The organism is Tenacibaculum sp. 190524A02b (genome assembly GCF_964036645.1).
Lineage (GTDB): Bacteria > Bacteroidota > Bacteroidia > Flavobacteriales > Flavobacteriaceae > Polaribacter > Polaribacter vairaonense.
Genome location: NZ_OZ038525.1, coordinates 3,642,196 through 3,654,576 on the forward strand (window position 1 = coordinate 3,642,196; position 12,381 = coordinate 3,654,576).

Consider the following 12,381-nt stretch of genomic DNA (forward strand, 5'->3'; position numbering starts at 1 on the left):
GAGCCACTAAAAACGAGATGCTAGTGACTAGACTTTTTCTTTTTGGTTGTTTTTAAATATCTGTTAACAATTCACCTCTTCTCCAAGCAGTGTCTGTTATTCTTGTGTAGATATATCTTTCTGTGACGTTTTGATTCATAACTTGTGTTCCTATTGGATTGCTTTCCAAAGGGAATGAAGTATTTAAAATTTCGCTGGTTTGCGGAGTAGTAGTATTAATTACTTTGAAAGCTCTTGAGTATTTAGTGTCTGCAAATTCTTTGGTAATTAAAGTCTTGTTACCTGCCTTATTAATAATTTCATTTGAAACATTCATTTCTACAGTTCCAGAAAAAAGAGAAGGAAGATCTACCAAGGATTTAACAAAATAGGCTTCACCAGAAACCTCAGGCCTATTGTCGTTTTTAGCATATAGGTAGTATAGGTTTTCTAAATTTACATTCGCTGCATTTGCTGCATCAAAATCTAAATCAAGATACTGTAAATAGGCATTTTTAACGGTTCCTTGTTTCAGGTCAATAGTTGCTTTGTTAGATTCTAAATAATCTACCACCGTATCCTTATTGTTTACTCTAGCGGTAACAAAACTTCCAAAAACATGTTCAGAATTCCCTGAGCCGTTTACCTCAGCAACTACCATATCCCCAGAGGTAGAGAATATATTTCCAGTTCCGTTGTGTTGACCAGTTGCTCTAGTTCCAGTAACCCAGTCTATTTCAGAAGAAGATACATTTCTACCAATACTTAATATACCTGCAATTTGCTCTATTTTATGAGTTCCGTTAAAAGTATTTCTAAAGACAGCTCCATAAACATCGTCAGTTTCTGAAGCTTCTGAGTTTTCATTATTAGCGTCTACAAAAACTGCAGCACGACTTCCTTTTTTAGGAGAGTTTTCTTTTACGGTTAAAACCGATTGTGCTATGGGTGTAGTAGATTTTTCTGTATCAATAATAACACTATTACTAATGTTTCCGCCAGTAGTTGGTAGAAAATCAGGTTTATTTTTTATAAAATCTGGTTTGGTAGCGTCTATTTGTTGCCAATCAGGCTGAGTAGTTGGCTGATTTAAGAATGAGCTAAAATCTACTGTAAAAGTAGAATCATCGTCTCTAGTAAAAGTAGCAAGTCCGTTTTCATCCACTGTTCCAGAAACTAACCTTGCTAAATTAGTATCATCAACATAAGGCGCTAAATCAATTTCTTTAACAATGGTTTTATCTTTTAATAAAGCTAATTTGTTACCTGCAATTTCAATTAATGTATATTCGGGAGCTTTTTGTTCAGAGGCAACTGTAACTTCTCCTTTTTCATCAATTACAAACCGTCTATTGGGTTCTCCTTCAGGTTGTCTGGCATCTACATAACTGTCAATTAAGTTAATGTATTGTTCTTGTGTAGGTTTGTCACCTGTTTCAAAATACGTTTTAATGGTTGTTTTGTCTTTTTTCATATTCTATGATTTTACTATTTCTATTCTTTTTAATCGCAAGGCGATAATCATAATGGTTTAAATACTTTCTATTGTGTACCCATATGCCTGTGTTAAGGTAGTTTATTAAGTTAATAGGAAGTTTAACCGAGAGGAAAACTCTCGGTTTTTATTGCTAATTTTTAAAGCTTATTAACCGTTAGGTTTTTTTGTATCTGTAAAGTAAGTTCCAGTTATGTTTATTTGTCCATTATTAATGGTAAGTTTCCCTAGTCTAGTTATGTTTTGTGTGCCTGTAATAGTGTAATTAAAAACAACATGTGTTCCTACTCCTATGTTTCCTACGTGGGCAGACAAATTATTTGAAGGGATTTGAGTGGAGTTAGCTCCTAAAATAAAATGATTTATTTTAAAATTACTTGTAGGTTGTAGGGTTAAATCTCTGGCAAAAGGTAAACTAATGTAAAATGTATTAGTTAAATCAGTAACAGTGTTTTCAGGAGTAGTAATGCCTTTTAAAGATATTGCTATATGAACTAGATTGCCAATTTTTATGTATTTACCTATTTTACTAGTTGTATTATAAGAAAATCCAAAAGAACCAAAATCTGGATTCCATTGCCCTTCCTCATAAAAATTAGGAGGAAAACCACCAGTAAGATTTAAATTAGGTTTATTTTTAATAAAATCGGGTTGAGTTTTATCTGTTTGCTGCCAATTAGCCTGTATTTGTTGTACATTTCCACCAACAATTGAACTGAAATCTACGGTAAAAGTAGAATCATCATCTCTTGTGAAAGTAGCCATACCATTTTTGTCAACTTTTCCAGATACTAACCTAGCTAAGTTGGTATCGTCAATGTAAGATGATAAGTTAATCTTTTTTACAATTTTACCATTTTTAAGTAATACCAAAGTATTTCCTTCTAAATTAGAAATATCATACTCAGGAATTTCTTGTGCCGGAGCTACTGTTACCTTACCAGTTTCATCAATTACAAACCTTCTGTTAGGTTCTCCTTCTGGTTGTTTAGCATCTACATAACTGTCAATTAAATCAGCATATTGTTGTTGTGTAGGTTTGTCTCCAGTTTCAAAAAATTGTTTTAAGGTTTCTTTTGTTTGTTCCATCTTTTTTATAGATTTTTAATTTATATTTACTAAGTGATTGTTAAATGCTTTTTGAATTTCTCTAAGCTATGATTAGAGTTTGTTTGATAAAAAAAGAGTCACTAAAAAGACGTGCTAGTGACTAGACTTTTTTTAAAATTTATGATTTGATAATTTTACTATCTAATGAGTAGTTCCATCTCCTAAAAAGTTGATTGAAATCATTAATGTTTCATCATTCCATATTTGATCTTTAAACCTAATACCAGTTGAGTTTGATCGAATACTTGCGCCAGTTACTTGCTGTGTTTTTTCAGTTGTAACAGTTCCGCTAGCGAAAAAACTAGATATTTCATTCATACCGGTTATTTGAATGTAGTTGTTTTGAGCATTCCCATCAGAAGTTACTCCACTCAAAAGAATATCAACAAAAACTCTTTTGCCTATTTTGTATTTTCTAGCTAATGAGTGTTGGTATGAAAATGTAGAACCTTTGCTGTAAACTCTTATGGAAAAGGAGCTTTCTTTAATAGAAATTTCATCTGAAGTTGTTAGTGAGACAACTCCATTTTCATCAATTATAAATTTACGATTTGGTTTGCCTTTAGGTTGTTTGGCATCTACATAGCTATCAATTAAATCAGCGTATTGTTGTTGTGTAGGTTTGTCACCTGTTTCAAAAAAACGTTTTAAATCTTCTTTACTTTGTTGCATTTTGTTCTTTTTTATCGATTATTAATAATTATTACTATTTGATAAAAAAGAGTCGTTAAAAACTATTGCTAACGACTAGACTTTTTCTTTTGTTACTCTTTTTCTTTTTCTTGGTTTTTCTGTTCTTCTTCAGTTATTTGCTCTAGCGTACTTTTTAAACCTGCTTGGTTTATAAAATGATACAGCACTTTAAAGGGGTTTACTCCATAGATTTTATTGTAATTTTCTAATATTGATTTTATCTCTGTAACGGCAATAAAACCAGCTATTATTTTTAAAAAGGGGACTTCATTTACAATGTATATTTCTAAAAAATAAGCGGATATAATAACTAAGTTATATATGACGAATTTAGAAATTGTATGTGCTATTTTTTCACTTGTTATAGATATTTGTTTTTTTAGTGAGGCATAAGCTCCCGTTATAAAATCAACCACAATAAGAAACATCATGGTAGTTAACACTCCATTTAAAGGCGCTAGTAAAGCTAACAACCAAAAAATGAAATGCACTATTTTATCCATTTTTTCTTAACTTTCTGTAACCTATTACTCTGTTTTTAGGATATGCTTTTACGCATACACTGTTTCCTTGGTTTCCGCCTAATAAATACACATAACGATTGGTTTCTTTCACTAAAAAACCAACATGACCTTTCCAGCTATTTGGCGATTCTCTCCATAAAACTACTACATCACCTTGATTGGGTTGATGTGTAGTGGTTCCTACTTGCAACCAGCTTCTTGCTGTTAATTGGTTAGAGTGCTCATAACCTGCTTGTTGGGCAACCCAACCAGCAAAAGCACTGCACCAAGCTGTTTCATCTTTAAATTTAGCACTGTCAAAGCCTAGGGATTTAAAGTAATGTAAAATTTGAGGATGATCTTTTTGTCCTTTAATTTCCTTTACTCCGTATTGCGACAACGCTACTGATAATAAACTATTCATACAATTGTTTGATTTTTTAGCGCTTGCAGACATAACTAGTGAGTTTTTGATTCTTTTTCGTTTTTTCTTTACCAGATAGTGGTTTAATCTAACTGCTTTAGTTTCTGCATAACCAATGGTTAATAAATAAAATGAACTATTAGAAAAGCAATACAAATATACAACATATTACATAATTATACAAAACAAATTACAAATATTTTTGTGTTTATTTGTGTTTTGTTTGGTTTTAAGTTATTTGTAGAAGTACATATAACCGTTTTTTACACTAGGTGTGTCAATAAATACACTGTTTTTAGGATCTACTTGTATAGAAAAATTACAAGAATAATTAAGAATACTAAAATACATACCGCAACCATCTATTTCAATACCTAATTGTTTTTGAAGTATTTTAATTTCCTCATTAGGTATACATTCATTAGCAGTTACAAAAATGGGAGTTTGTGTGTAAATACCTTTGTGATATGTTGAAAAATTTAGTGTATAGGCTTCTTTTTCAAAAAATAAACGAGAAGCTTTGTTGTTGACAATAGATAAGGATTGCGATAAATCAATAAGATTCTTTTTCTTTTCAATTTTAAAAATTCTTTCACAGTAGTTTACTGGTGTATTTTGATTTGTGTTTTTCATAATTCTAACAATTTTAAGGATTGGACAATAGCTAATTTTTAACCTTAATTGATACTTACTTGAAGTTGTCTGTTTTAGGTGTTTAAATATAACAATATACATTGTGCTTTATTGTTAAAAAGTTGCTATTGTTCTGTTAAAATGAAGAATTATTGTTTTGTATAGGGTTGAGTTTTTTGATTTGAATAGGGGTGTCTGATCACCCTATTGGGAGGGTTGGAAGAGGGAGGAGATTCTTCTTAACGGATAATTAGTCGTTATAAACGTGTTAAAACTTGTAGGTAAACTGGTTTAAGATTGTTTTTAATAGAATATAAGTACTTATTAACGGTATATTGGTTGTTAACTAACGTGTTTTTGAAGGTTGATTACGAGGTATTGGTAGTAAATAAACTACTTTTTAGTCGCTTTGTTGAGGTAGAAATCAGTGTATTAATAGATATTGGGGGTTTAGCTATGCTTTAAAGGATGGTATGGAGGCTTAAAGCTAAAAAACTACTTTACAAACGCAAAGTAGTTTTATAAATATAGTTACTACGTGAGTTTTATTAAACTAATCATTTCCCCAAGGTTTATTTGTAGGTCTGTCATCTGTTAATAAATCAAATTCTTCGTTTTCCATAAAAGATTTAAAACTCATTAGATAAGAATAAACTTCTTCATTTGTAAATTTTAATTTTCCACTCACAGGTGCATTTTCCATGATTGATTCAAAATGAAAACTTGGGTTCTTTTCAGCCCATTCTAAAGATTTCAAAATTTCAACTCTTGTACTTTTTTCGTATATGTCTTTAAATTTTTCGCTCATTATTTCATTCATATCAATTTGTTCTATTTTTTCTATATCATATAAATAAAATATAGGGGTCATTAAATGTGATTTTATTCTTCTCATAATTAATATTCATTTTTTAGATTAATATTTTGAATCTTATGCCTCGATAGAATTCGCTAGTGGCGATACGAATAAGTTTTCAAAAAAATAATTAAAACTAAAAACTACTTTACAGTGAGGCAAAGTAGTTTTATAAATATAGTTAATACATGAGTTTTATTAAACTAATCATTTTCCCAAGGTTTATTTGTAGGTCTGTCATCTGTTAATAAACCAAACTCTTCGTTTTCCATAAAAGATTTAAAACTCATTAGATAAGAATAAACTTCTTCATTTGTAAATTTTAATTTTCCTCTTACAGGTGCATTCTCCATGATTGATTCAAAATGAAAGCTTGGGTTTTTTTCAGCCCATTTAAGCATTTCATAAACACCTTTTCTATGTTTTAATTCTTCATAATCTTTTATTCTTTCACTTAATTTTTTATCAAATAAAAAATCTTCTATTTTTTTTAATTTATACAAATAAAAAATTGGGGTCATAAGGTAGGCTTCAATTATTTTCATTAGTAATAATATGTCTAAAATCAATAACTGTATTACAATGATACATTTTTAATTTTAGTGTTCTATAAAAAAATTGAGTGAATTTAAAATATAGGATTAAAAGTTCTAATTTATTTTTCTAGACTCCTTACTTTTTAGTTTTGTTTATTAATTCTCTTATTTCCTGTTTTTCTTCTTGGTTAATATTTTTTTTAAACCTTAAGAAAGTATCGTTAATTTCAAAAATATCGCCTAGAGGACTATTATTTAATAAAAGTAAAAAGTTTTCTTTACCTTTTTCATTTATATCTAATTTATCTTCGTGACTTATTTTTAAATCCAAAAAAACAGGATGATTCCAAATTAAAATTTCTTGAAAAATAAGTGATAATACATCTGTATTTATTTTTTTGTTTATGTTATCGAAATAAAGTGTTTTATAATCTTTTTCGTCAACAAATTTTATAATTTCAAGAAACAAATCTTTTGTGTTGGTTTTCATTTTAGTAATATTTATTAAAAAATCTCTTAAAGAAGTTATCTTTTAATTTCTTTTAATTTATTGGTTTTTAGTTAATGTGTTTACAGTCTCAAACAGATGTATAAATTAGGGTGTTATAGGCTTATATTAGAGAGTAAATTTTATTCTTCAAGACTTTTGATAAAGTCATCAAAAGAACTACATATTTTAAAAGGTTCAGAACCGTCGTAATGAAATAAATAAACTTCCCCAAAATTACTATCCTTCAGTGAAAAAGCATAATCTCCTCCTCCTCCTGTACTAGCAAAGGGAAAAAAAATTGTAGGTAATGCATCTTCTCGGTGAATTTCTTTTATAATGTTCTCTAATGTTACGTTACCATATTTTAATGAATAAAAATTGGAAACATGGCTTTCAATAGTTCCGTCCCAAAAAATACTTTCTTTAGGAATTCCTCCATTATTTTCCAGTAAGAATTTCTTGTAACTTTCTGGTAAAACAAATTTATATTCTTTTTCGAAAGTGCTAATATCTTCTATGTTTAATTTTTTTTCTTGAAACTCTAATGTTATTTTTCTCATAATTTATATTTTTTATAATTCAATAAATTTCCTTAAAACAAAGTAAAGGCTAGCATTTACTAATGGCGAGACAGAGTAAGTTTTCAAAAAAGTAATTAAAACTAAAAACTACTTTACTGATGCAAAGTAGTTTTATAAAATTTATTTTATTATTGTTTTAATTTTTTCTCCTTTCTCCCATATTGAATGGTGTATTATATTACCATTGATATCCCATTCTTTCCAATCTCCTTCTGGTTTAGCAAAATACTTAAAGTATTCATGTTTTTTTTGCCCACTTTCAAAATATTCTCTTTGAACACCTCCAATATGACCATTTGTGTATTGGACTTCATCCATTATATTGCCATTTTCATAAAAAGACTGTATAATTCCGTTAAACGGTTTTCCTTTGTAGTGGTAAATAGGACCTCCAGAGTTGTCTATGCTTATCATTTCTAGTAGTTTGTCTACTTCTTTGTCGTTTATTTGTGTCATGTTTTTTATTTTATAAATTTTACTCCCCCCGAGATAGTATTAGCTAGTGGCGAGACAGAGTAAGTTTTTAAAAAAGTAATTAAAACTAAAAACTACTTTACAGATGCAAAGTAGTTTTATAAAAATTTATAAAATTATATGTTTTTATTAAAGAAGACCTTGATTGCGTCTTTTATTTAGAGATTCATCAGTGATTTTAGCTCTCTCAACGGATACTTCTATGTAATTACTAAACTTTCCTTGTGGTCTTGGTTCTATTAATTTGTCTCCTAACTCAACATATGCAGGACGGCAATTATATATAATAGGATCATCAACATCTTCATCTAAATAAATAAATCCAAATTGTTCACATTGATCTACTTGGTCAGTTATCCAAATTGGGCGTTCTATTTTTGGAATATTATATTGCTCAAAGCGTTCTTCTGCTTCTTCAATCATCCAATCCCAATCTAAAATATCAGCTTCTATATAAGTATACTTGCCAGCTAAAAATAAAAACTCTCTGTATGATTGAGGGAATTTTTCTCCTCTTAAATATTTTATTTCTAATTCTTCAATTTCCTGTATGGACATACCTTCATTACCCCATTTTTTTAAACTGGGATTTTCTGCCATCTTTTTTAAATATTTTATATCCATATCAAACCTTATTTAATTCTTAAATATTTTTTTAAATCTCTAGTACTTTCAATATCATCAACAGAGAAAACTTTTATACTTCAACTGCTCCCGCTAGCATTTACTAGTGGGGAGACAGAGTAGGTTTTCAAAAAAGTAATTAAAACTAAAAACTACTTTACAGTGAGGCAAAGTATTTTTTATAAAGTTTCTTAATTAAAGTGTTTTGTATTTGTAATCATTGTTTAGAACTTATTCTTCAGTATAGCCGTATTCATCTACTGTAGGCATACCAGTGTAGCGAGCAACTGAGTTATATAAAGCTTTTGTATTTACAAAACCTCCATCGGTTTGGTTGCCCTCTTCATCATATTCATGAAAAACTACAGAAGAGGCTCCGTACCTTAAGGATTCATACTCTATTTTACCATTTTCATGATAATCTACTGCCCAACCCATTGTTTGCCCATTAACATATTCTTGTTCAGAAGCCACAAATCCATTGTCGTGGTAACCAAATACAACAAAACCAGTAAAAGGTTTACCTTTATACCAGTATTCTAGCCCTGTGTATTTTCCTGTACCTTTGTCATTTAAATCTTCTTCTTTTATTCTTAAAATCTTTGGTCTTTTTAATTCTTGACTCATTTCTTTTTGTTTTAAATAAATTTTTCAATAAACTGTATACCGTGTGTAAGAAAATTACAATCACCACAACGAATGATTACTCTATTTCTTGATAAGTTTCTATTAAATCCAATTAATTCTTTTAATACATCATCATTAATTTTATATCCCTTTGATTCGATTCTCCATAAAATCTCATTTAGGGATAAGACTTCAGCGTGGATTCCAGGTAAATCACCTGTCCGCCTCCAGATATAATTAGAAGAGTTTTTTATTCCATTATGAAACTCTCCCGATAGCATTTGCCAATGGCGAGACAGAGTAAGTTTTCAAAAAAGTAATTAAAACTAAAAACTACTTTGCATCAGTAAAGTAGTTTTATAAATATAGTTAATACGTGAGTTTTATTAAATTAATCATTTTTTAAAGGTTGATTAGGAGGTGTGTCATCAGTTAATAAACCAAATTCTTCATTCTCCATAAATTTTTTAAAACTCATCAGATGCTTAAAAATTTCACTATTAGAGAATTTTAATTTTCTGTGAGTAGGGGCTTCATTCATTATTTCTAAAAAATCATAATTTGAATTTTTTTCAGCCCATTTTAAGGCGTTATACATATTGTCTAGTTTTTCTCTTGGATAAAGATTTGCTATTCTTTTAGCGCTTTCTATAGTAAATTTAACATCAGTTATATTATCTACATTGTATAATGCCCAAATAGGCGTCATTAATTGGTTTATATATACTTTATTTTTCATAAGTTATTTATATTTTGTCTATTTTGATATCTTCAACAGTTATTCCTTTATCTTTAAGGTAAGAAATGAATTGTTTTATATGTTTTTCCCAAGTTTTATAATGCCCTGTAGCGTTATTTATTGAAATAATATAACCATTATAAACTTCTATTTCTCCAGCCATAGCTACTGGTTGTCCAGATAGAAAACTTGAATGATGTATTACTCCAATATCATAATGTTTTGATGCAAAAATTCTTCCATGTTCGTCCATGACAAAAATAGCCTTTCCGTTATTCATCATATCATTTATATCTAAAGAGTCGAAAAATTCTCCGTTTGAATCAATTAGCCTATTATTTTGGATAAATAATTCATTTTTACTCTTTTTATATTCATCAAAGTAGATTACTTTGTCAGGATAAAACTTACTTTTTTTGCCTGTATATGGATGAAGGCCTAGATTTTCACCTAAGTATTCTCTATGCATAGTCTTTAGGTCTAAACCTATTTCTTTTGATTTTCTTGCTACTCGAACTAGTTCATCTAAATATTCATCTATATATTGTCTTTGATATAATTGATTATCTATTAGAAGTTCTTCTAGGAATAACTTACTTTCTTTTATTGTAAGGTTATGTTTAATGTCTTTACCTTTATAAGAGAAAGTGTATAAACCTTCTTCATTTTTCAACATAGAAACACCAATACTATTAAGCTTTTTCCATGCATTGGCTTTAAATAGTTTAAAAACACTGTTGGCAAATAAAGAAATAGGATCAACAAAAGTATAAGCAACATCATCAATAAGAATAGCTTTTGCTTGTAAGGAAATTATAAACTCATCAATCCAAGCTTTTAACGTATCTAAATGTTTGGGAACGTTTTTAGAAAATTCTAAAATCTTTTTTACCAAACTCACAAAAGTGTTCATACTAAACGTAATGGTTTTTTGAACAGTTTTTGCGGTGGTTTTAACTAAAGACTTGTACGATTGTAATACCGCTTTTAAAGCTTTGGCAATATTTCCTGTTCCGCCAGTAGTAAAAAAAGTAACCACTTCAGAAGCAATAAAACCAACTAAAAAGCCAAAGTAATAACCAATAGCACCAGGATCAGTAACTGTGTTTCCAATTTTGTTAGTGATATTAGTTAACAGCATGCCGGCTTGTTTAGGAAGGTTGCTTAAAAAATCTAGTAGTTTTTTAAAATTTTCCTTAGTAAAAGCATTATATACGCTATCAATAGTATTTTCTATACTTTCTACAAACAAACTGAGATAGCTTGCAGGATTTTCAAAGAACTTGGTAGATTGGATACTACCATTAAGTATGCCAATTAACAAGGCTAATATATCAAAAACGGATTTGATAAATTCAATAATACTGTTAATTAATCCTACTAACAAGCCGTTAATAAAGTTGTAAAAGGATATTAGCGAGTTTTGAACTTTGGTAAAAAAAGACTGTAAAAGTTCTGGAATACTTTGTAGTAAAGAAACTATTTTGTCTGTATTAAACGGAATAATTTTACCTAAAAAAGCATGCTGTTTAAAGAGTTTTTCTAGGTAACTAACTTTGTTCTCTAGCGGTTGGAAATAGGTTTTGTATGTGTTTTTTACAAACGTTTCTGTATTAATTATAGCATCTTTAGTAAGCTTAGGGAGTAATGATTTGAATTTTGGGTTTTCTTTACCATCATCGGTTAGAGTTTTCCAGTATTCAGCACCTAGTTTTAATTGTTCTAGTTCTTTACTTACCGTATTTACACCTTCTTTAAGGGTAGATAAAGTTATATCTGTACTCCAACGAATAACTTTACCGCTTCCTTGCGCACCTTGTAAAAGTAAAAGGTAAAACCAACTATTACTGTTTTTTAACTCTTGTTGAATCATGTTAGATAGCTCAGTAGATTTAATGTTTACACCATAAGCTCTGGCAATTTCAGAAATCCTAATACGGTCTGTTTCTGGAAGTGTTTTTATGTTTTTACCTACTTTTAACCGGAATACTGTACCAAAGGCATTGGTACCAGAATTTCGTTCTATAAAAACAGCAACTTCATGATTGTTTACTTGATTAATTTTTTGATAAGCATGTTCCAGTCTTGCTCCATCTTCTGAAATAAATACGGTAGGGAAAGCATCATACTCTACATTGTAATTAGGTTTACTTTTATTATCACCAACAAAAACATTATAATTAGTTAAACTTTCATCTAAACGTATGTAGTTTTTTCCGTTAATGGTATAATAAGGTACTTTTCCATTGTTAAATTTTCGTTGGTGTTGGCGTATTATTTGAGCTGTTTCTTTAGTGGGTTTAAATTCAAATTTATCAGTGTTTCCTGTTGGAGCAGGTGTTTGCGCTAAGAAAAAATCACCATACTCACCAGAAAGTGTTCTATTGAAATGTATAAACCATCTATTAGCTAGGTGGTATCCTTTTTCTATTTCAACAAAAAGAACATTGTTTACGGGTTTAATATCTTTAATTTTTTCTTGTAGCGTATCTGAAAACACAACCATGTCACCAAAATTGGTTTTGTGTTTAAAATGTTTTTTTCCATAAATATGCGTCTGCATAGCTTTTGTTTTTTTAAGTTAAAAAACAAGTCTTTTTTTGTTGAAGCTTTTGTA

At 29.3% G+C, this 12,381-nt stretch carries 16 protein-coding genes; all 16 read right to left on the bottom strand.

Features of this window, described 5'->3' with window-relative positions:
* Positions 1-52: 52 nt before the first annotated feature.
* The 16 genes from ABNT65_RS14860 to ABNT65_RS14935 all read right to left on the bottom strand — a co-directional run bounded on the left by ABNT65_RS14860 (position 53) and on the right by ABNT65_RS14935 (position 12,327).
* The gene (locus tag ABNT65_RS14860; RefSeq protein ID WP_348746188.1) at positions 53-1,453 is read right to left on the bottom strand and encodes a hypothetical protein; all 1,401 of its coding nucleotides are present in this window, start codon (positions 1,451-1,453) and stop codon (positions 53-55) included.
* A 171-nt stretch (positions 1,454-1,624) separates the two neighbouring features.
* Positions 1,625-2,563 carry a hypothetical protein gene (locus ABNT65_RS14865; protein WP_348746189.1) on the bottom strand — a complete coding sequence of 313 codons (939 nt, stop codon included), beginning with the start codon at positions 2,561-2,563 and terminating at the stop codon, positions 1,625-1,627.
* A 162-nt stretch (positions 2,564-2,725) separates the two neighbouring features.
* The gene (locus tag ABNT65_RS14870) at positions 2,726-3,256 is read right to left on the bottom strand and encodes a hypothetical protein (protein ID WP_348703120.1); all 531 of its coding nucleotides are present in this window, start codon (positions 3,254-3,256) and stop codon (positions 2,726-2,728) included.
* 92 nt (positions 3,257-3,348) lie between these two features.
* Positions 3,349-3,780 (bottom strand): phage holin family protein, encoded by a 432-nt coding sequence (locus ABNT65_RS14875; protein WP_348746190.1) that lies wholly within the window; start codon positions 3,778-3,780, stop codon positions 3,349-3,351.
* Entirely contained in the window at positions 3,773-4,204 is a 432-nt protein-coding gene (locus tag ABNT65_RS14880; RefSeq protein ID WP_348739498.1) for a TIGR02594 family protein, read from the bottom strand. Before ABNT65_RS14880 ends, ABNT65_RS14875 begins: the two co-directional genes overlap by 8 nt.
* A gap of 234 nt (positions 4,205-4,438) precedes the next feature.
* On the bottom strand, positions 4,439-4,837 hold the full coding sequence (locus ABNT65_RS14885; protein WP_348746191.1) for a hypothetical protein: 399 nt from the start codon (positions 4,835-4,837) through the stop codon (positions 4,439-4,441).
* Positions 4,838-5,390: 553 nt separating this feature from the next.
* Positions 5,391-5,732 carry a hypothetical protein gene (locus ABNT65_RS14890; RefSeq protein WP_348746192.1) on the bottom strand — a complete coding sequence of 114 codons (342 nt, stop codon included), beginning with the start codon at positions 5,730-5,732 and terminating at the stop codon, positions 5,391-5,393.
* A gap of 164 nt (positions 5,733-5,896) precedes the next feature.
* Positions 5,897-6,238 (bottom strand): hypothetical protein, encoded by a 342-nt coding sequence (locus ABNT65_RS14895; protein ID WP_348703115.1) that lies wholly within the window; start codon positions 6,236-6,238, stop codon positions 5,897-5,899.
* Positions 6,239-6,365: 127 nt separating this feature from the next.
* On the bottom strand, positions 6,366-6,719 hold the full coding sequence (locus ABNT65_RS14900) for a hypothetical protein (RefSeq protein WP_348746193.1): 354 nt from the start codon (positions 6,717-6,719) through the stop codon (positions 6,366-6,368).
* Between the two features lie 140 nt (positions 6,720-6,859).
* Positions 6,860-7,279 (bottom strand): SMI1/KNR4 family protein, encoded by a 420-nt coding sequence (locus ABNT65_RS14905; protein WP_348746194.1) that lies wholly within the window; start codon positions 7,277-7,279, stop codon positions 6,860-6,862.
* Between the two features lie 141 nt (positions 7,280-7,420).
* The gene (locus ABNT65_RS14910; RefSeq protein ID WP_348746195.1) at positions 7,421-7,756 is read right to left on the bottom strand and encodes a hypothetical protein; all 336 of its coding nucleotides are present in this window, start codon (positions 7,754-7,756) and stop codon (positions 7,421-7,423) included.
* A 147-nt stretch (positions 7,757-7,903) separates the two neighbouring features.
* Positions 7,904-8,374 carry a hypothetical protein gene (locus tag ABNT65_RS14915; protein ID WP_348703113.1) on the bottom strand — a complete coding sequence of 157 codons (471 nt, stop codon included), beginning with the start codon at positions 8,372-8,374 and terminating at the stop codon, positions 7,904-7,906.
* Between the two features lie 255 nt (positions 8,375-8,629).
* Positions 8,630-9,025 carry a hypothetical protein gene (locus tag ABNT65_RS14920; protein ID WP_348746196.1) on the bottom strand — a complete coding sequence of 132 codons (396 nt, stop codon included), beginning with the start codon at positions 9,023-9,025 and terminating at the stop codon, positions 8,630-8,632.
* 11 nt (positions 9,026-9,036) lie between these two features.
* Entirely contained in the window at positions 9,037-9,306 is a 270-nt protein-coding gene (locus ABNT65_RS14925; protein ID WP_348746197.1) for a hypothetical protein, read from the bottom strand.
* Between the two features lie 110 nt (positions 9,307-9,416).
* Positions 9,417-9,764, bottom strand: a complete 348-nt coding sequence (locus ABNT65_RS14930; protein WP_348746198.1) for a hypothetical protein — start codon at positions 9,762-9,764, stop codon at positions 9,417-9,419.
* Between the two features lie 7 nt (positions 9,765-9,771).
* Complete coding sequence (locus tag ABNT65_RS14935) at positions 9,772-12,327, bottom strand: hypothetical protein (protein ID WP_348746199.1); 2,556 nt, start codon at positions 12,325-12,327, stop codon at positions 9,772-9,774.
* Positions 12,328-12,381 lie beyond the last annotated feature (54 nt).

Bases quoted from the DNA above. Each gene is read 5' to 3' on its own strand.
- ABNT65_RS14910 (WP_348746195.1), bottom strand. From the start codon at position 7,756: ATGACACAAATAAACGACAAAGAAGTAGACAAACTACTAGAAATGATA.
- ABNT65_RS14915 (WP_348703113.1), bottom strand. From the start codon at position 8,374: ATGGCAGAAAATCCCAGTTTAAAAAAATGGGGTAATGAAGGTATGTCC.
- ABNT65_RS14905 (WP_348746194.1), bottom strand. From the start codon at position 7,279: ATGAGAAAAATAACATTAGAGTTTCAAGAAAAAAAATTAAACATAGAA.
- ABNT65_RS14880 (WP_348739498.1), bottom strand. From the start codon at position 4,204: ATGAATAGTTTATTATCAGTAGCGTTGTCGCAATACGGAGTAAAGGAA.
- ABNT65_RS14860 (WP_348746188.1), bottom strand. From the start codon at position 1,453: ATGAAAAAAGACAAAACAACCATTAAAACGTATTTTGAAACAGGTGAC.
- ABNT65_RS14925 (WP_348746197.1), bottom strand. From the start codon at position 9,306: ATGCTATCGGGAGAGTTTCATAATGGAATAAAAAACTCTTCTAATTAT.
- ABNT65_RS14885 (WP_348746191.1), bottom strand. From the start codon at position 4,837: ATGAAAAACACAAATCAAAATACACCAGTAAACTACTGTGAAAGAATT.
- ABNT65_RS14870 (WP_348703120.1), bottom strand. From the start codon at position 3,256: ATGCAACAAAGTAAAGAAGATTTAAAACGTTTTTTTGAAACAGGTGAC.
- ABNT65_RS14875 (WP_348746190.1), bottom strand. From the start codon at position 3,780: ATGGATAAAATAGTGCATTTCATTTTTTGGTTGTTAGCTTTACTAGCG.
- ABNT65_RS14900 (WP_348746193.1), bottom strand. From the start codon at position 6,719: ATGAAAACCAACACAAAAGATTTGTTTCTTGAAATTATAAAATTTGTT.
- ABNT65_RS14895 (WP_348703115.1), bottom strand. From the start codon at position 6,238: ATGAAAATAATTGAAGCCTACCTTATGACCCCAATTTTTTATTTGTAT.
- ABNT65_RS14920 (WP_348746196.1), bottom strand. From the start codon at position 9,025: ATGAGTCAAGAATTAAAAAGACCAAAGATTTTAAGAATAAAAGAAGAA.
- ABNT65_RS14890 (WP_348746192.1), bottom strand. From the start codon at position 5,732: ATGAGAAGAATAAAATCACATTTAATGACCCCTATATTTTATTTATAT.
- ABNT65_RS14930 (WP_348746198.1), bottom strand. From the start codon at position 9,764: ATGAAAAATAAAGTATATATAAACCAATTAATGACGCCTATTTGGGCA.
- ABNT65_RS14935 (WP_348746199.1), bottom strand. From the start codon at position 12,327: ATGCAGACGCATATTTATGGAAAAAAACATTTTAAACACAAAACCAAT.
- ABNT65_RS14865 (WP_348746189.1), bottom strand. From the start codon at position 2,563: ATGGAACAAACAAAAGAAACCTTAAAACAATTTTTTGAAACTGGAGAC.